This window comes from Alteromonas mediterranea DE, from assembly GCF_000020585.3.
GTDB lineage: Bacteria > Pseudomonadota > Gammaproteobacteria > Enterobacterales > Alteromonadaceae > Alteromonas > Alteromonas mediterranea.
On the sequence record NC_011138.3, the window covers coordinates 4366278 to 4385447 of the forward strand.

16 protein-coding genes and 3 pseudogenes are annotated in these 19170 nt (G+C 47.1%); 6 read left to right on the forward strand and 13 right to left on the reverse strand.

The window, feature by feature from the left end:
* Nucleotides 1-20: 20 nt before the first annotated feature.
* Together MADE_RS19385 and bioH are read right to left on the reverse strand one after the other, a co-directional pair.
* Nucleotides 21-1004 (reverse strand): putative metalloprotease CJM1_0395 family protein, encoded by a 984-nt coding sequence (locus MADE_RS19385; protein WP_012520162.1) that lies wholly within the window; start codon nt 1002-1004, stop codon nt 21-23.
* Between the two features lie 512 nt (nt 1005-1516).
* The gene (gene bioH, locus MADE_RS19395; protein ID WP_012520164.1) at nt 1517-2326 is read right to left on the reverse strand and encodes a pimeloyl-ACP methyl ester esterase BioH; all 810 of its coding nucleotides are present in this window, start codon (nt 2324-2326) and stop codon (nt 1517-1519) included.
* A 99-nt stretch (nt 2327-2425) separates the two neighbouring features.
* Here bioH and MADE_RS19400 point away from each other — a divergent pair, with 99 nt between their 5' ends.
* On the forward strand, nt 2426-3139 hold the full coding sequence (locus tag MADE_RS19400) for a ComF family protein (RefSeq protein WP_012520165.1): 714 nt from the start codon (nt 2426-2428) through the stop codon (nt 3137-3139).
* Nucleotides 3140-3209: 70 nt separating this feature from the next.
* On the opposite strand, the pseudogene MADE_RS19405 reads toward MADE_RS19400, so the two are convergent.
* Nucleotides 3210-5868, reverse strand: a pseudogene (locus tag MADE_RS19405) (M14 family metallopeptidase).
* A gap of 161 nt (nt 5869-6029) precedes the next feature.
* Here MADE_RS19405 and nfuA point away from each other — a divergent pair.
* From nfuA to MADE_RS19425, 3 genes are all read left to right on the forward strand, one after another.
* On the forward strand, nt 6030-6608 hold the full coding sequence (gene nfuA / locus MADE_RS19410; RefSeq protein ID WP_012518748.1) for a Fe-S biogenesis protein NfuA: 579 nt from the start codon (nt 6030-6032) through the stop codon (nt 6606-6608).
* A gap of 478 nt (nt 6609-7086) precedes the next feature.
* A complete protein-coding gene (locus tag MADE_RS19420) occupies nt 7087-7782 on the forward strand; it encodes an aspartate/glutamate racemase family protein (protein WP_012520168.1) in 696 nt (231 codons plus the stop codon).
* A gap of 61 nt (nt 7783-7843) precedes the next feature.
* A complete protein-coding gene (locus MADE_RS19425; RefSeq protein WP_012518745.1) occupies nt 7844-8227 on the forward strand; it encodes a VOC family protein in 384 nt (127 codons plus the stop codon).
* Between the two features lie 63 nt (nt 8228-8290).
* Here MADE_RS19425 and MADE_RS19430 read toward each other — a convergent pair.
* Nucleotides 8291-9638 (reverse strand): annotated as a pseudogene (locus MADE_RS19430) (MATE family efflux transporter).
* 123 nt (nt 9639-9761) lie between these two features.
* Between MADE_RS19430 and MADE_RS19435 the strand changes: the two are divergent.
* Entirely contained in the window at nt 9762-10964 is a 1203-nt protein-coding gene (locus MADE_RS19435; protein WP_023559988.1) for a polysaccharide deacetylase family protein, read from the forward strand.
* Between the two features lie 76 nt (nt 10965-11040).
* Here the strand turns inward: MADE_RS19435 and MADE_RS21050 are convergent, their stop codons facing one another.
* The 6 genes from MADE_RS21050 to MADE_RS19465 all read right to left on the reverse strand — a co-directional run bounded on the left by MADE_RS21050 (nt 11041) and on the right by MADE_RS19465 (nt 15635).
* Nucleotides 11041-11259: a GNAT family N-acetyltransferase gene (locus tag MADE_RS21050; protein ID WP_232363089.1), complete on the reverse strand. Its 219-nt coding sequence runs from the start codon at nt 11257-11259 to the stop codon at nt 11041-11043.
* 371 nt (nt 11260-11630) lie between these two features.
* On the reverse strand, nt 11631-12275 hold the full coding sequence (locus tag MADE_RS19445; RefSeq protein WP_012520172.1) for an SCO family protein: 645 nt from the start codon (nt 12273-12275) through the stop codon (nt 11631-11633).
* Nucleotides 12272-13189, reverse strand: a complete 918-nt coding sequence (gene cyoE, locus MADE_RS19450) for a heme o synthase (protein ID WP_012518740.1) — start codon at nt 13187-13189, stop codon at nt 12272-12274. The genes MADE_RS19445 and cyoE overlap by 4 nt, the downstream gene beginning before the upstream one ends.
* Nucleotides 13182-14393 (reverse strand): COX15/CtaA family protein, encoded by a 1212-nt coding sequence (locus MADE_RS19455; protein ID WP_023559989.1) that lies wholly within the window; start codon nt 14391-14393, stop codon nt 13182-13184. Before MADE_RS19455 ends, cyoE begins: the two co-directional genes overlap by 8 nt.
* Nucleotides 14394-14398: 5 nt before the next feature.
* Nucleotides 14399-14938, reverse strand: coding sequence for a hypothetical protein (locus MADE_RS19460; protein WP_012518738.1), 540 nt, complete (start codon nt 14936-14938; stop codon nt 14399-14401).
* Nucleotides 14931-15635 carry an SURF1 family protein gene (locus tag MADE_RS19465; RefSeq protein WP_012520174.1) on the reverse strand — a complete coding sequence of 235 codons (705 nt, stop codon included), beginning with the start codon at nt 15633-15635 and terminating at the stop codon, nt 14931-14933. Before MADE_RS19465 ends, MADE_RS19460 begins: the two co-directional genes overlap by 8 nt.
* Nucleotides 15636-15680: 45 nt before the next feature.
* Between MADE_RS19465 and MADE_RS19470 the strand changes: the two genes are divergently transcribed.
* Entirely contained in the window at nt 15681-15890 is a 210-nt protein-coding gene (locus MADE_RS19470; protein WP_012518736.1) for a DUF2909 domain-containing protein, read from the forward strand.
* 17 nt (nt 15891-15907) lie between these two features.
* On the opposite strand, the pseudogene MADE_RS19475 reads toward MADE_RS19470, so the two are convergent.
* The 3 genes and pseudogenes from MADE_RS19475 to ctaD all read right to left on the reverse strand — a co-directional run bounded on the left by MADE_RS19475 (nt 15908) and on the right by ctaD (nt 19167).
* A pseudogene (locus tag MADE_RS19475) lies at nt 15908-16802 on the reverse strand (cytochrome c oxidase subunit 3).
* Nucleotides 16803-16825: 23 nt separating this feature from the next.
* Entirely contained in the window at nt 16826-17413 is a 588-nt protein-coding gene (locus MADE_RS19480) for a cytochrome c oxidase assembly protein (RefSeq protein WP_012520175.1), read from the reverse strand.
* Between the two features lie 140 nt (nt 17414-17553).
* A complete protein-coding gene (gene ctaD / locus MADE_RS19485) occupies nt 17554-19167 on the reverse strand; it encodes a cytochrome c oxidase subunit I (RefSeq protein ID WP_012518733.1) in 1614 nt (537 codons plus the stop codon).
* Nucleotides 19168-19170 lie beyond the last annotated feature (3 nt).

Here is a 19170-nt window from a genome sequence, read left to right on the forward strand (position 1 = left end):
TCAGTGAAGCGTGCAGGTGCTTAAGCCTGAAGCGAAAGGCCTTCAGCAGATGGCGTGTACGCCTGTAAATAAGCACTTTGAATACGCCCAATTCTCGCCTGCATAAACTGAGAATCATCATTGGCGCTACCCGCGCTTGAAGTAGAGTCAGCAAACTGGGGTTGGGACGATAGCACAGCGTTCGGTGCTGAGTCGGTCGGTATATCTTCATTGGTGACAGAGCCAGCTTCTTGTGCAATATCAGTTTGTGGTGTGATACTGCTATCAATATTCGTATCTAAAGCACTTTGAGCGGTATCATTGCCTTGGGCTTGCTGCCCTTTAGCAATGTCGCTGCGAGCTTCAGTGGCTTTTTGAGATGCCTCTGCCGCTACTTTTAAATCTTGTGAAGAAGGCTCAGCGGGCGCGAGAGCGGCAGCTCGCACTTGTTCCATCTTTTTCAACGTTTCTTCTGGCGTTTTTTCTTCTGAGACATCAATAGACACCTCGCCGTCGGTCACATAGCGCTTATTATCTGGGCCTGTTGTATACTCATACTGAGGCGCACCAGCATATTGGCCGCCCGTTGAAGCATGGGCCTGTTCGTGGACTCTTACTTCCTGATCGCGGGCTTTTAGTTGCTCAATTTCCGCGGCGTCTTGCTGCTCTTGTTGTTCTTCCTGTGCTTGCTGTGTTGACTGGTCAGATTGCTGCTGGTCTTTGGCGTTCTGTTTACCCGCACTTTCATCCTGAGCATTATCTTTTTCCTGCCCAAATACATTTTGAAATGCTGCTTGCAGTTCAGATTGAATTTGCGGTCGTTCATAGGTAACGGGAGCAGGAGGTTGTCCTGGACTTTTCGCTTTGTCAGCTTCAGACCCCAGCCCTTTCTGAGACGCACCTTGCTCAGCATCTGATGCTTGAGGTATGGTTTCACGCTGCACATTGTCTCTGCGCGCAGACTCGGTATTGATGTTAGCGGTAGGATAGGCAATGGCGTTAAGGATAGGTGTAATTATATTCACCGTGAGCGCTCCCGTTACGCCAGAACGTCGATAATAGTGCCAAGCATATCGTCGGCTACGCCTAGCACTTTGGCAGAGGCTTGCGCGTTTCGCTCATTTACGTTCAACGCGATGAGATCATCTGTCAATCGTGGCGCGCTAGATGAGGTGTTGTTGGTGCCGTTAGCAGCCGTATTGGGCTGGATTGGCTGCGCTGGGGCTACAGCATCTTCAGCTGTACGNTTGGGCAATACTAGATGCCGCCTGCGAAATACCTTCGCTAGCACTTTGTAAGCCATACTGGGCCGCTACAAATGCAGAACTTGCACTGTTACCGTCAATACCTGTCATACACTACCTCTACTCTCTCATGTGCAATTATTGACCACTTTTACACAAATGAAAAGCTAAGACTTAACGCAGCGTATTAAACCTTTGTCAGAAGGTGCTTTTTATTTTACCCAATTTAAAGGAAGCTGTACGAAATAAGCTCCTGATTATAAAAGTCAGGAGCGCAATTCATGCCAGTCAGATTAGGATGCCTTTTGCTGGTAAATACCTGCCATGAAACGAAACAGGATGTCAGCGGTTTGCTGAGGATGGGAAATAAATGGTGCATGAGAAGCATGAGGCAACACCACCGTATCAGCCTGCGGATGCAGCTCACATATTCTGTCAATTCCGCTAGTCGGCACCAAGCTGTCTAATCTTCCGTAGAGGCGCAGTGTTGGCACAATTATGCGCCCCACATCTTGTCGCATGTCTTCGGTGGACAACATGCGAAGCCCTTTTTTAAGCGCTTCTTCCGCAGGAGCAGGGAATTGGGTTACCTGTTCCCTAATGGCTTTAATATCCTGCTTAGCGGTTTCACTTCCCATCGCTTGGATAGCCAAGAAGCGTTCTAGGGTTTTTTGATAGTTTTTCTCAAGCTGCGCTTCAAACATAGAGAGTAAATCGGCTGCAATACCAGGCCAACAAGGCCCTGCAATAAAACGCGGCGTTGAGGCGATGGTGACGAGACCGGTAAGTTTTTCAGGCGCTAATAGGGCAAGCTTCTGCGCAACCAACCCGCCTAAAGACCAGCCAACCACGACGCATCGCTCTGGTAGTTTATTCACTACAGCCTGCGCCAGCGAATCTGCGTTATACGGGGAAGGAACGATACCCGCATTCTCTCCGAACCCGGGAAGATCAATAGTAGTCACGCGAAAGTTATCGCTTAAGTAGGGAAGGAAGGATGTGAACGCACCGCTATTCATCCCCCATCCATGAAGAAATACAAGATCTACGCCTGTACCCTTTGTACGGGTGACAAGCTCGCCGTTTGTATGCAAACTTTCCATTTACACCTCCTCTGGCTGTAACGTGCTTTTTGAGACTACACGTAATGATGAAAATAGGTCGACGTTCGACAATTCAAGGAAGTTGATGGAATCAACACTATGAACCTTTCATGCTTGCTATGTTATCAGGCAAGTCCTGCGCCAGTATGTCACTGGTGTGAAGATGACATCTTTTTTTTCGATGAGCGGTTACACGGAAGTAATCTACTTCACTACGGCCCTGTTGCAGGCCACGTCAAGCATAGCCACTACGATGCACTTAGTGTGCTAGGGCTTCATACATGGCCCATGTCATCGCTGGTTCACCAGTTGAAGTTTACGCATTCCCTTACCGCAGGAAAAGTGTTAAGTCGCTGGTTTGTCCATAAAAAGCGACAGTGCACGCTAACAGTGCCTCATTTACTCCTTCCGGTTCCTATTAGTGCATGGCGGTTAGCCACACGACACTACAACCAAGCCGCCGTATTAAGCCACCAGCTTAGCTATACATTTGGTATCCCGATTGAACACCAGTGGGCAAGAAGACAGGGATTGAGTGTACAGCACCACCTATCTAGAGTAGCAAGGGCAGAAAATGCAAGCCGCGTATTTCACTTATCGGCCTCCTGCATAGACCACTCAATCAAGGCTCTGGGACACAAGAAAAACGGACGTGACCTCACCGTCGCTATTGTTGATGACGTACTCACCACTGGGGTAACAGTGAACACGCTGAGTAAGCAGTTAAAAATGCGCTACCCGAAGATAACGGTTCAAGTGTGGGCAGCGGCGTTCACGCCGCCGCCGAAAAGCAGCTTATTTCAATACGCGTAAGCGGCGCGGCCAAATAGCCCACCTTAGTGAGCGCCCACTTACCGCTTACACAGACTGCTGCCGTCGTGCATTACCGAATGAAGTGAGATTGATAAATCGCATTCGCAAGCATTTTATTTGTGCCATACCAATACCCTCTAAATTGCGTATTGTCCGTAAAGCCTATAACCACACCACGCCCCATTTTTTGCGTTGTAACGGCCGTAGACTCTGCCATTAAAGCGACCATAGCGTTATCACTAAACCCCGCCATTAACGGTTCATCGGTATAGCGCGCTGGGGTGACAAATGGCGAATTGCTGGCTTCAACTATCATATTGTTGGTTTTAAACATTGGCAGTGTATCGTCATCGTAGCCGTAGAATAAAGGATGTGATTTATCGATATTGGCCTCAAAAACAGCCCCCNGCCACTAACTTTCTAGCGTAAAGCGAGGCTCCATCCTTATAGCTAAGCTCACTGTCATCAAACGCATTATCTATGCTCTCTTGGCTAACCATTTCGATATCCAGCCACTTATGCTCGGCGAAATAACGCAGCGCAGACTTTTGTCCGATGACTACACCACCCGCTTTAACCCAGTCTTCTATCTTTTCGTTTTCCGAATCAGAGAAGTGATAGCGGCCACTTGGAAACAAAATATGGGTGTAGGTTACACTGGGGTCGCTTAGCGCCCTCGCCACATTGTGCTGATCTACAATGCTCGCAGGCAGGCCGACCTTCGTATCGAAATAGTGCCACATCTCACCCGCTTCATATTCACTGGTGCCTTCACCACCGACAATAAGTACCTGTGGTAAAGCTACCGGCTTCATGCTTCTGCTGCCTAAGTCGTTTCCGGTAGGCGTTAAGCCGCTGCGAAGGCTAAATACTGGTACCTGCAGCTGTTGCTGTACGCTTTTAAGAATAGACGCCACATTTTCCGGCTGGCCTAAGCCTTTAGGAATAATGATACTGCCTGGCTGCAGCGCGATATTTTTGCCATTGTACTGAACGGCAGAAAAGGGCTTTTCGCTGCTACGCACTTTAACGCCGGCTTCAAGTAAGGTTTGAAGCATGGCCGGGGCATAGTAGTGCTGCCAAGAAAATGCGTAGGCATAAGCATCGCTTTGAATTGAATTTAGCGTTGCTTGCTTTAGTGTGTCTCTAGCACCTAACTCGAGACCGCGCGCATCGCCTTTGTCCAAAGGCGCATAGTCTAAGTTAAAAGCTAACGCTAAATTCCACGTGGACACATCGTAAAAAGTATTGTTTTCAAACGACGTTTGCGTTGAAAAAATAGATTTAACCAAACGATACTGCGGCTGATTTGTGGAAATATATATCGCCTGACCTGCGCTATAGCGAACCTTATTCACCTCATGGTTTTCTGTTAGCACTTCATAGCGGATGTGATGCTGATTTAGCAGCGCGATAAACGCATTAAAGCGGCCAGTATCGTTTGACACACCAACTACAAAGCCGGAATGTTCGTCCTTTTTAGCAAGCGATTGGGTGCTTTTAACAAACCCAGATTGGTAATCAAGAATTGCGGCTTTATTTGCCAATGCGCCTCTAAAGGTGCTTAGAGACGTGGTAATTTGATTGGCAATGGTGTCTTTGAAGGCAAGCTTGCCATTGATAGAGTCCTGAAGGTGACCTCGTGAACTGGCCTGCTCAAAAAGAATACCTATACTGCCGTGCAGATCAGGGTAAGTTGACCCTTTCCCTGCATAAAAGTCATCAAAAGCTTCTTGAGTGAAATACAGTTCCCCTTGCTCGTCAAAGGCAGCAGCATGATATTGCGCAAGGGCCTCGGTTAGCGTTACGTTTTCATCTGGCGTTAAAGGGTTTTTGCGCGAGCGAACACCGGGCTGAAAGAAGTAGGTGCTATCGGTACCCATTTCGTGAAAGTCGGTCAGTATATGCGGGCGCCATTTATGGAACTGCTTAATACGTGCTTGCGACTCCGGGTGGGCCAATAACAACCAGTCGCGGTTTAAGTCGAACCAATAATGATTGGTGCGCCCAGAGGGCCAGCCTTCGTCATGTTCGCGGTGACGACTGTCAGAAACCAACTGCTTTCCCTTGTGCATATTCGCCCACTGAGCAAAGCGTGATAGACCATCGGGGTTGAAAGACGGGTCGAACAGCACAATATTATTGTCTAACAAGGCATCAATTTCTTTACCTTCGCCAGCAGCGAGGTAATAAGCCAGTGCAAGCGAGGCATTTGTGCCCGAGGGTTCATTACCGTGAATACTGTAACCCATATAGAAAACTAGCGGTGCGTCGCTACCGACCTTGTCGCCACTTTCCATAGCGTTAATGTGCTGTTTTCGAAGTGTTTCGATATTCTTGCGGTTTGAAGGCGACGTAATAGTCAACAACAAAAGCGGACGATTTTCATGAGTGCGACCGGTTTCCTCAAGGGTGATACGATCGGACTTTTCGGCTAATACCTTCATGTAATTCACGACTTGGTCGTGGCGAACATGCCACTCGCCAATGTTGGCACCAAGTACCGATTCCGGTGTAGGGATATTCGGGTTATATGTCACGCTATCGGGTAGGTATGCGGTAACCGGCTGTCCACCCACATCTGGCGTTAGGGTAACCGTTGAATTTAAGGCTTGCTGTGCATATGCTTGCTGGCTAATCGTTGCACCAAAGGCAAATGAGCTAAGGGCCAATAATGCGGCAAATTTAAATCGGCTGTTTTTGGTGGAGTAATGCAATTTCGCTAACATAGCGCTTCCCGTCTTGTTGTTATGGTTGAGAAGTGAATGCTATAAGCACGCTTCCCAACAAATTCGATTTACTGGAATAATTTATTTAATTAATACCTGACTGTTTTAGTCAGGTAAATTTGTTACAATAATCCAAATTTCAAAATATGTAGGACTTGCTGATGATAACTATATCAGAAGAAGCCCAGGCTCACTTCGTAAAACTGTTGAGTAAACAAGAGTCTGGCACGAATATTCGTGTATTCGTCGTAAACCCAGGCACTTCGTCGGCAGAGTGTGGCGTGTCCTATTGCCCGCCAGATGCTGTGGAAGAGACTGACACACGCTTAACGTTCAACGGTTTTGACGCGGTCGTAGATGAAGAGAGCGCACCGTATTTAGACGAAGCTGAAATTGATTATGTAACCGACCAAATGGGCTCGCAACTCACGTTAAAAGCGCCTAACGCTAAAGCGCGTAAGGTGTCTGATGATGCGCCGCTTATTGAACGTATTAATTACATGATCGAGTCGGAAATTAATCCGCAGCTAGCTAACCACGGCGGCCAAGTTGTACTTACCGAACTCACTGATGACGGCTATGCTGTACTTCAGTTTGGTGGTGGCTGTAACGGTTGCTCTATGGTTGATGTAACGCTTAAAGATGGCATTGAAAAACAAATGCTTGAACAGTTTGCAGGCGAGCTAAATGGCGTACGCGATGCAACAGAACACCAAGCAGGTGAGCACTCTTACTACTAANGGGCGACGCCNAAGCCGTTATAGGTTCTCAACCTTATGCTAACGCAAGATATACACAAAAGCTGGCAACGATTTAAAATGGGTCTCACCCTTTTCGTTGTCGGCGTCTTGCTTTTATTTACCACAAGTCACCTTCACACTACGCTTTACTATTTAAGCCTTCTCGTTTTATTTGTGGGCTTCGCCCTAGCCATGTTGGGCTATTTCGGTATTTTCATTCAGCGTTTTTCGTTTCTAAAAAATAAAAAGCCGCCACCTAAGTTTTAATCACGCTTTGACGTATCAAAAGCCCTTACCAGCATTAGCTTAGGCTCAGCACAGTTTCAAAAAGCCACAACCTACTTTCTTTTAAAGTGCTATCTCTTTCTTGACACATAACGATGTTATGGCATGTAATGAAAGTTCAGATGGCAAGTAGTCAATGCAGCTCCAAACAGGTAGATTAGTTTAAAACACCCATGACGCAACGGTAGATATGATGAAAAAACTTGGTTTGTTAGGCGGAATGAGTTGGGAGTCTACGGTCAGTTATTATCAAGCAATAAACCGAGGGGTGAATGCCCGCCTTGGCGGCTTACACAGCGCTCAACTCGTTTTGAGCAGCGTTGATTTTGCGCAGATAGAACAGCTTCAACATAGAGGAGACTGGAGTAAAACCGCAGATATTCTCACTCAAGAAGCCAGAAACCTTGAGCTAGCTGGCGCAAAAGCCTTGGTTATCTGTACCAATACCATGCACAAAGTAGCCGACACCATTGAGCAAAATATTTCAGTCCCGCTTATTCATATCGCCGATGCTACAGGTAACGAGCTTCAACAGCATAGCGTTAAAAAAGTCGGGCTACTCGGCACACGCTTTACCATGGAGCAACCCTTTTATAGGTCGCGCATAGAAAATAATTTTAACATTGATGTTATTACGCCCAATGCACGACAGCGAGATATTGTGCATAAGATAATTTATGAACAATTATGCAAGGGCGTGATTTGTGTTGACTCCCGTAACGCGTATATTGAGATTATTAACGCACTTGCAGGCAAAGGTGCTGAAGGCATTATTTTAGGCTGTACGGAAATCGCATTATTGATACAGCAGCAACACACCCAAGTTCGGTTATTCGATACCACTGCTATTCACGCATCTGCAGCCGTCGACATTGCATTAAGTGATTGAGGGTCTATTAACCCTATTTGATCGATGGGGCTTACCCCAGATTTAAAAAGAGGACACAACTATGTTTAGCCACGTTATGTTAGGTGCAAATGACCTTGAAGCGTCGAAGAAGTTTTATGATGCCGTTTTAGGCGTACTGGGCTACGAGCCCGGGGTTTTTGATGAACACGGACGAGTATTCTACTACACGCCAAAGGGTATTTTGGCGCTAACCAAACCGATTAACGGTGAAGCCGCCACACATGGTAACGGCACAACACTCGGCCTTGCTGCCCGCACACCAGAGTTGGTAGATGAGTGGCATAAAGTAGGAAGCGAGAATGGGGGTGTTCCATGTGAAGATCCACCAGGCATTCGAGGCAATGGCGAACGCCAACTTTACCTTGCTTACCTGCGAGACCCTGCAGGCAATAAGCTTTGTGCCACGCACATCGTCAAGATGTAACGGTTAAAAATATTAAGCCTGCCGAGGCTTCATTGCCATCTGCAGGCTTAGTTATACGTTTTACTACCCGTTAGAAGACGCCAGTTCTTCACGCTTGTCTAACCGATAAAAGCTCCAAGCCAATGTCACGCCCCTAGCTAGTAAAAAGGCAAGTAGGGCATACCATAGGCTTACATTACCCTGGTTTTTGGTGAGGTACCACACGGGGAAGTAGACGCCTAGCGCACTTATTATCATAGTATTTCGCATTGCGCTGGCTCGGGTAAGGCCAACAAATACACCATCGTATAAAAAGCACCAGTGCGCCAACAAGGGAAGTAAAACCATCAAGCTAAGGTAGGGCAGTGCTGCCCTTACAATGCCACCATGCTCGGTAAGTAGCTCAATAATGGCTTCACCTGCTGCGTAAAATATCAGGCTATAGATAAGGGCAAAAATACTCGACCAAACTAGCCCTTGATAAGTACGCCGTTTAATTTCGGCCGTATTTGAAGCCCCTTTGGCTTCCCCCACCAGCGCTTCCACACCATAGGCAATGCCATCTAACCCCAGAGCAATCAAAANCGAAGAACTGCATAAGTATAGCGTTGACCGCTGCCGACGTTTCGCCGTAGCGGGCGCCTTGAATAGTGAGGAACGCTAAGCAGCCTTGCAATGCTAAGTTGCGTAATAGCATGTCACCGTTTAGCTTCATCAACACTTTTCGGGCAGCGCGGTTAAACCACGATGCACTTACCGCTACACCGCCAACCTGTTTAAAAGCCACCACTAGCGCCATTATTGCCATGGTATATTCAGCGATTACGCTGGCTAGCGCTACGCCAGCCACAGACAGGTTCAGGCCAAACACAAATATCACATCGAGCGTGGCATTTAATAAATTCCCCACAATTTGAATGGTCATAACGCTGCGCGTTTTCTGTTGCCCCACTAACCACCCCACCAATGCAAGATTCAGCATGGCAGCAGGTGCCCCCCACACTCGGGTCGAAAAGTAATGTTGAAGGTGAAGGGCTACGTCACTGTTTGGCTGGGTTAAGGTTAAGCCTACAGAAAGAATAGGGGACTGAAGAACAAGCACGGCGCCCCCCAACAACAAGGCTACGGCCACCGTTTGCCATAATACTTTCGCCGACTCTAATGTATTGTTCTGCGCGCCTTTAGCTTGGGCACTTAACCCCGTTGAAGACATGCGAAGAAACCCACATACCCAGTATATTTGGGTTAATATGAGCGCACCTACCGACGCCCCCGCAAGCATGGCGGGTAACGACATGTGCCCGAGAACCGCAGTATCCACTAAGCCTAATAGCGGTGTAGTAATATTCGCTAAGATCATGGGAAGCGCTAGGGCTAACAGACGGGTATGATCGTCAAAAAAGGAGCGCTGAGTTACTTGGACACGGGACATAAATGATCTCAGTAGGGGTTGGTTTCGCTATATACTATCAACTTATGGCGCAGCATAACTAAAACGCGCACTGGCTCATCTAAGTAGCAAACAGGTAAAGACGCGTTCATACAAGAGTTTATCATGCTATTAAATTTGATCAGGCACTCAATGGATGATGATATGAAAACAAGCAATGTGGTACACAACAGAACGATGAAACGCACGAATGTGAAATATCTAGCAATAATGTTCATGGGGGTTTTTAGTGTATTGTTTTTCGCGCCAGCCCTCTCTGCAACCCCTGCGGCTGATATCAATAATCAAGTTGAGGCAAGCAGCGATTCAACGCTAATCACCACCCCAAACGCCGCAATTCTGCTTTATCACCATGTATCGTCTTCAACGCCTGCCAGCACGAGTATATCGCCTGAGACCTTTAAATCACACATGGAATACTTGGAAACGCACCACACAGTAGTGCCGCTTGAGGACGTTGTTTCCGCGATACAAAACAACACCACACTGCCTGAAAAGGCTGTCGCTATTACGTTTGACGATGGCTATGCCAATATTTTAGACAATGCTCACCCAATTCTCGCCGAAATGGATTTTCCTTATACTGTGTTTATTAACCCCAATGAAATTGGCGTAGGCCCGCAGCAGTTAACATGGGAGCAAGTCGTTGCCATGCATAACGACGGCGTTGTGTTTGCCAATCACACCCTAGACCATTTACACATGCTAAATGGTGAGCAGGAAATGGGCGAGCGCACATGGCTCGACACCGTATGGCAAAACGTTGAAAGTGCAGAACAGAAGATAGCAGATAGGCTGGATATCAGCCTTAAATATTTGGCCTTCCCATTTGGCGAATACAATACGGCGCTCGCCAATAAGCTTGAAGCTGAAGGTTATGTAGGGTTTGGACAACACTCGGGAGCGGTAGGCCCTAACAGCGATATGCAGGCCCTCCCACGTTTCCCCGCGGCGGGCCCCTACGCTAACTTAGCTACACTTAAAACCAAGCTAAACAGTCTAGCTATGCCAGTCACACATACCACTCATCAGAACCCACGAATGACTCAAAGAAGGCTGACCTCTCCTATTAGCCTTACTATCGACAGTGACGATGTGCGCCTTTCTCAGGTAAATTGCTTTTTTAGCGGCAAGCCAATAGAAACAAATATTGAAGGTAACGTACTGACCTTTAGCGTAAATGAAATGCTCCCCGTAGGGCGGTCACGGGTTAACTGCACGGCACCATCTAATACACAGGCCGGGCGCTACTACTGGTATTCGACGCCTTTTTTTGTGGCCGATGAAAAAGGGAATTATCCAGATTAAGTAGAAGCGATTGTTTTAACATACAACAAGGGCTGCTATGTATATTAAAGCAGCCCTTACATAACGAATGGTTTACCTACACGGGTTTGGAAAAGCGGATAAACCCTTTGTTTATCGACTCTTCTACAAAGTCATGGCGTTGATAAAAACGAATGGCGGGGATATTCGATACTTCAACGTCCAACACCAGCTTACGCTTTTGCAGCTTTGCAGCGCGGGCCTGCATAGTGTCAATCAGCTGTGAGCCTACTCCCGAACGGCGCGCACTTTCAGCAACAGATAAATGGCCAATCATAAGCTCGGTGTTGGTTGGCGGCGTTAAATTTATGGCTACCNGTTTGGTTGCGCATCAGAACCGTCATGGCTTCATCAAGGGTAAAATAAGACGTTATACTGTCGAGCGTTGCTCTATCAAATGCTGCGCCTAGCTTGCTATGCCAGCAGGTAACGACACCAAGAACCTCATCACCTTTGCATGCCACCCAATGATTATTGAAACCATACTGACCACCACCAAGCGCCCACGCATGGGAAAGATAGCCATCGGCCGTTTTGTTCTTATTGTGTCCAAAGATAGACGTTAATAATGACTGCGCCGCATTTAAAATAAGTGGCGCAATTTGCGCAGCATCAGAAGCTACGCCTTGCCTGATTTCAATTTCCATACTACTGCTTTGAGATAATTACTGGCATGTCTGCCAATATTTGCTGGGAATCACTTATCGATAGCTTTCCTGGCTCTCTTTTTGGTTTAAATCTTCCTATCACCCTAGCTTCAGGGTCGATAAGTACAACGGACGCACTGTGATCAACTAAATAATTGGGGTTGTCGGTACTTTCTGCAATAGCATACATCATTCCCAAGTTGCGTACGAAGGGAAAAAGCGTTTTATGCTCGCCGGTAAGGGCAATGAACTCTTCATTAAAATAGCTCACATACTCTGCCAGTCTTTCAACTGAGTCGCGTTTTGGGTCCACAGATACAAAAACAATGCGAATTGGTTCGACGCTATTTAGGGCTTGAAGTTCTGGGTAAATATTATTGAGCTCAGCCATGGTAGTAGGGCAAATGTCGGGGCAAAAGGTATAGCCCACAAACACAAGGCTCCACTGGCCTTTTAAAGACGACGTATCAAAGCGTTCGCCCTTATGCGATACCAAGGAAAAAGGCGATATAGCACGTGGTTCTGGGTAGGTTTGAAAATAGTCAGGCTCGCCTTCAACACTCGGGGGCGCAATATAAAGCGCCCCGACTATGCCAGCACAAAGTGCTAAAAACGCAACAAGGCCGACAGTGATTCGTTGATTCATAAACTCAGTGGTATGTAGTGATCTAAGAGTAATACTACAAACAATACCATGAGATGAATAATTGAAAACCTAAAAGTTTTCATTGCGGTTTGTGAATCTGCGTCGAACTTCAGCTTTAGCGCGTAATATAAAAAGCCAATATTCAATATACTCGCGCCAATTAGATAAATAAGATCACTCATGCCAGTCAAGTAAGGTAGCAAGCACACAAGCCCTAACAATACTGTGTATAGCAACACGGATGTTTTGGTAAAAGAAACCCCATGGGTAACAGGCAGCATAGGCACTTTCGCTTTCGCGTAGTCTTTTTCTCTATGGATGGCAAGCGCCCAAAAATGCGGGGGCGTCCATGTAAAGATGATAAGTACCAACAAGAGCGCGTGGGCATGAATCTCGCCCGTTACCGCAGTCCAGCCTAAAAGCGGAGGGGCTGCACCTGCCAGGCCGCCAATAACGATGTTTTGAGGCGTTGCACGCTTTAAGTACATGGTGTAGATAAAGGCATAGCCGACCAAGCTAGCCAGCGTGAGCCATGCCGTTATCATGTTTACAAAAAGAGCGAGGACCGCAAAGCCCACTACACCGAGTATTCCTGCAAACCAAAGGGCGTTATTTATACTCACTTTACCTTTCGCCACGGGACGGTTAAAGGTACGCGCCATCACGCTATCTATTTTGTGATCGACAACATGATTAATCACCGCAGCTGACGCTGACAACATGCCTATACCGAGTAAGCCACAAATTAAAACCTCAGCCGATACCCAAGTAGGCGTGGCTAAGCACATGCCCACTAGCGCAGTTAACAGCAGCAGCATCACTACATTCGGCTTAGTCATTTCATAATAATCGCGCCAGGTAACCTGCTGGTATTGGCGAGAAGCGCGTGCCTGTAATGGAAGTGATTTAGCCATGGAAACCTCCTGGAGCTCTAGGGAGAATATGAGAAGCGGTAGACCCAGAAATAGGGCCAGGTGAAATTGCGTGAGTGCTAAACGCGCCCGCGGGATTAAATGGTGTAGAGGGTGGCGACGGTGTAGCGATGTCCACTGAACTGTCTTTTTCCCCTTCTTTTTTGTACACGCCATTGCGTTGCAACACGGTAACCACAGTAAAAATTAGGTTTAGCAAAGCAAGCAGTAACACAGCGGCTACAGCGTTGTGCAGTACCGCCACCGCTAATGGCAACATGAAAACAACATTGCTAACCCCTAGTGCCACCTGCGTGCACAACGCGATTATCATAACTACACTGACGTACTTTTGTTTTTGCGTAGCAAAATTGCTTACCAATACGCGAACGCCTAATGCTAGCAAATACAAAAAAGTGATAACTGCGCCTAGTCTATGCACAATATGCATCGTTACCCGCTCGCCATAGTCGTGAGCGCCAAATTCATAATTATCCGCATTGGGTACGCTAAAAGCGCCTTTAAAATCGATACGCCCTTGCCAGTCGCTTTCACACACCGGAAGCTCAGTACATGCAAGGGCTGCGTAGTTTGCCGACGTCCACCCCCCTAAAGCAATTTGCGTAACTAATACGCCTAAGCCAACAAACGCAAAAAACTTAACAGAAGACTGAAACGCGGTAGCGCGAGGCCCACTAAAAGGGTGCTCTTCATATTGTAAAGCATCAGTATTGGCCGCTTGATGACGGCGTAGCCGAAGGTACAGAATAAAGAGGCATGAAAGTACCGAGAAGCCGCCGAGAAGGTGCCCCATCACAACAACAGGAAGTAGATTAAGTGTTACCGTCCACATGCCAAGCGCCGCTTGAAATATAATTAACCCCAGCAGCAGTAACGGCAGTTTAACCGGCGTGCCCTTGTCACGCTGCCGAAGAGCGATAAGGGCGATAGCAAGTACACAAACTCCCAGCGTGCCAGCAAAATAACGATGAATCATTTCGTTCCACGCTTTAAAGGCCTCGACAGGACGTTCTGGGTAGGCCGCGTTTGCCTGAGCCACTTTTTCCTCACTTAGAGGTACCGTTAAATTACCATAGCACCCTGGCCAATCAGGGCAGCCCAGCCCAGCGTCCGTAAGCCTTGTATAAGCACCCAAAATTATGACTACCACCGCTAAGAAAATACTGAATAGGGTTAACTTTTTCATCGTTATTATCCTATGCGAGACAGTTTTAGAAGCTTTCTCATGTCGGCTAGCATATTGCGACTTTCCATCACCGCCTCTTTTCTGTCGTTGTTTATCTCATAAAAGAGCATGGCGTTGTTTTGGGTATCTACGATGTAAACACTGCTTGATAAAAGAGCCGTGGGGGACGTAACCTTTAGCGTTTCAACAAAAGGGTATTCGCTCAACGCGGCGAGCGCTTTTTGATCGCTTGAAGACGTAGAGACGACCAGCGCCTGAGCTCGGTCCGACTCTTTACCTAGTGCTAACCACACTTGGTTAATGCTAAATAGGGCATTCTCGCACACGCTATCGCACGTTTCGGGCATGACGTAAAGCAATCGCCATTTCGGCTCTGCATCTTTAAGCAGAGCACTCATATCAATGGTAGGCGCTAGCAAATTACCTTTATTGGTCGCGCCTTTGGTGAACCAGTCGTTATCAAGGGCAAGCTTTGCCAACACCACAGGCAAAACAAACACCGCCACCATAATAATTAACGTCTTTTTTGAAGCAGTATTACTCATAACTACGTCCTTTCTTACTAATTGCAAAGCCGCCAATAGCAGCGGCGGCTATGGCTAAACCAAACCATTGCAGCGCATAGCCAAGGTGCTTTTCAGGAGACATTACAACCGCCTTATGCTCGCGAATAAATGCGGGGTCGGGAGTTGTAAGTTGAAGAATAAAAGGTAAAAAGTTGCGCTCTAACGCATGGCTTAAAGCAGCAAAATCGATGTACTGAACAAGTGCCGGGCTTTGCGCAAGTGCCATATTCGTTTCTTTAACTAACGGATTTTCACCGGGCGCACTGATAATGCCGGTAAATGCCCGCATTTCGCTAGCCAAGCGGATATCCGGTAAGGTTCGGGTTAAGTCTGGCGCCGGCACCCAACCGAAATTAACCAATAGCCAGCCTGCATTGGTATACACCGGAGCGAGAACATCAAACCCTACCCGTTGCTTGTGAATTTGGTTGTCTAAAAGCAGTATGTGATTGGCGTCTAATGCGCCGCTAAACGATACCGTAATATCTCGGGGATCCTGATTTAAAAGCGCTTCTTCTAAACTCAAGGTTCCATTGCTTTGCTTATGCGCTATGCTAGCTAAGCGTTGTTGCTTTTGGACCATGCGATCAAGTTGCCAATACCCTAAACCGCACATTATCGCCACACTAAAGCCTGTGAGTAACCAAGGAATAACGCGGCTAGTGCGAGAGAACATAGTTATCTCGCCCCGTGCACAAATAAAATAAAAACAGAGGTGAGTATGCTAATAAAAATAATCCTTGTTGCTCTTGTGCTGTACATGATTGTGAACTTGTTCATGGCAATGCGCGTTATGATGAAAAACGACACGTCGAAAGGCCCTATGAGTAAATATATTGGTCGGCGTGTACTGACTTCAGCCATCATCGTCATTCTTATTCTTATCGCTATTGGTACCGGCTTAATTACCCCAAACCCAAGGCCTTATTGAGTTTGGGGCTTCTTGCTTTATAGCACGTAAACAAAGAGATAAAGCATGACCCACACCACATCAACAAAGTGCCAATACCAGCTTCCGGCTTGAAACGCGAAGTGATTATCTGGCGTAAAATGCCCTTTCAAAACCCTAAAAAACATCACGATAAGAATGATAGTTCCAAGGGTGACGTGCATGCCGTGAAACCCAGTAAGCATAAAGAAAGTATTGCCATAAATGCCTGACTGAAGGGTTAAACCCAAGTCGCGATACGCGTGGACATATTCCTCCACCTGCAAGAATAAGAACCCACACCCAAGTAAGATGGTAATGCCAAGCATAAGGGTTAATTGCTTGCGTTTATTCTGCTCTAGCCCCACATGCGCAAAGTGCAAAGTTATAGAGGAAATGAGTAGAATTACGGTATTAATAGTCGGTAGACCGGCGGCGCTCATCTCTTGTGTTGTCACTCCGCCCGGCGTACTTACCAGCGGCCACATAGCTTCAAATGTGGGCCACAGTACCTCGTTGGTCATGGCATTATTTGATGCGCCTCCCAACCAGGGAACAGCGATAAATCTCGCGTAGTAAAGGGCGCCGAAAAACGCAGCAAAAAACATGACTTCTGAGAATATAAACCAGCTCATTCCCTGTCGATACGAGCGCCCTAACTGATCGCTGTACAGCCCCGCCATCGACTCGTCAATTTGGTTTTTAAACCNAGCCGATAAGCATCACTAATAACACTGCGACACCCGCAAGAAGGATATGGCCTCCGTAGCCAGTTTCCCCTTTTGTGGCTTCTACAACATAGTTTCCTGCCCCCACGGCGATAAGAAATAATGCGATAGCACCAACAATGGGCCAAGGGCTTTGCGCGGGTACATAGTATTTTTGGTATTCATCTTTTTGAATTTCGGGCTGCATTTTTTTCTCCTTATCCCTTGTGCCTATTCACCGGTCGACGGTGTCGAAGCCATAAAGGGATTCGGTGTTGTCGTTAGGTCACTTGCTCGCGCTGTGACGTCATAGAGTGTGTACTGCAAAGTAAAAAAGGTAATATCTTCAGGTAACTGAGGGTCTACATAAAACTGCATAGGCATGTAGGCTTCGCTACCTGCGGACAAAGGCTGCTGGTTAAAACAGAAGCATTCCGTCTTATTTAAATAAAGTGCTGCCATGCCTGGTGATACAGAAGGAATGGCTTGAGCCACAATATTGCTAGAGGCTGGGTTTCGAACGTAAAACGACACCGTGTTGAGCTCACCGGGGTGAACTTTCACACGCTTCGTCTCGGCGCGAAACTCCCACGGCATGCCGGTATTTGTGCGGGTAATAAACTCGACGGTCACTGTTCTGGACGTATCAATTTCAACCGATTGATAAACTGCTGCAGTCCCTTCAGTTTTGCCGTTAATTCCCGTTACATCACAAAACACATCGTAAAGAGGAACAAGTGCGAAGCCGAAGCCAAACATGCCGATAACAATGGCGATAAGCTTGATCACCATTTTGTTGTTTGTACTTTGTTGTGACATCACGCTACCTCCGAGTAAATTCAAAGGTAAGGACTGTTAAACGCTATGATAAGCGCCCCAACATCCCTACCGTCTGTGGTGTGTGAATTTCCTTACTCACACAGGCCATGTCTCACGTATAACACGCCCAACCTAAGCCCTTATTTAACAACAGGTGGGGTTTCGAACGTGTGGTAAGGAGCAGGTGATGGAATTTCCCACTCAAGACCTTCAGCGCCGTCCCATACCTGCGCTGACACGCCTTCTCCCTGCTTTTTGCAAGCCTTAATAAGCAATGCGAGGAAGATAAGTTGAGATAAACCAAATGCGAAGCCGCCCAAGCTTATCCACTTGTTAAAATCGGCGAACTGTAAAGCATAATCTGGAATACGACGTGGCATACCCGCTAAACCTACAAAGTGCATAGGGAAAAACAAAACATTCACCGACACGAGGGAACACCAGAAATGCCATTTTGCCAATGTAGTGTCGTACATTTTGCCGGTCCATTTAGGTAGCCAATAGTAAACGGCTGCCATGATGGAAAAGACGGCCCCTGTCACAAGTACATAGTGAAAGTGAGCCACTACGAAGTAGGTATCGTGGTATTGGAAGTCAACTGGCGTTATCGCAAGCATAAGTCCCGATAACCCGCCTATGGTGAAAAGCACGATAAAGGCAATCGCAAACATCATCGGCATTTCAAAACTTAGCGAGCCACGCCACATAGTGGCCACCCAGTTAAACACTTTTACGCCAGTTGGCACCGAAATCAGCATGGTGGCAAACATGAAAAACATTTCCATATAAACTGGCATGCCCGTGGTAAACATGTGGTGAGCCCAAACGACAAATGACAACAGCGCAATGGACGCGGTTGCATAAACCATAGAAGCATAACCAAATAGCTTTTTACGGGAAAAAGTAGGAACAATTTGCGAGATAATACCAAAGGCCGGCAATATCATTATGTACACTTCAGGGTGACCGAAGAACCAAAAAATGTGCTGGAACATGACGGGGTCACCGCCACCTGCTGCATCAAAGAAGCTTGTTCCAAAGAATTTATCGGTCAATACCATGGTTACCGCGCCTGCTAGCACTGGCATAACGGCAATAAGAAGGAATGCAGTGATTAGCCATGTCCACACAAATAGCGGCATTTTCATCCAGGTCATGCCAGGGGCACGCATATTGAAAATCGTCACAATAACGTTAATCGCCCCCATAATGGATGAAATGCCCATTATGTGAACCGAAAACACAAACAGCGCTGTAGAATCGCCGCTATATGTTGTGGAAAGTGGCGCATAGAACGTCCAGCCAAATGCTGGGCCACCGCCTTCCATGAACAGCGAGCTCAACAGTATGAGAAACGCGCCGGGCAGGATCCAGAAACTCCAGTTATTCATGCGAGGCAATGCCATATCTGGCGCACCTATCATCATGGGGATTAACCAGTTAGCAAGCCCGGTAAAAGCAGGCATTACCGCGCCAAAAACCATGATAAGCCCATGCACTGTGGTCATTTGGTTAAAGAAATTTGGTTCAACAATTTGTAAGCCAGGCTGAAACAGTTCAGCCCGGATAACCATTGCCATCGCACCGCCCACTAAGAACATGATAAAGGCGAACCATAGATAGAGTGTGCCTATGTCCTTGTGGTTAGTGGTAAACAACCAACGGGTAACCCCCTTTGGAATATGGTCGTGATGCTCATGATCATCGTGTTGCGCAGAGGTATCTGGCGAAATAACTTCAGTTGCTTTGCTCATGAT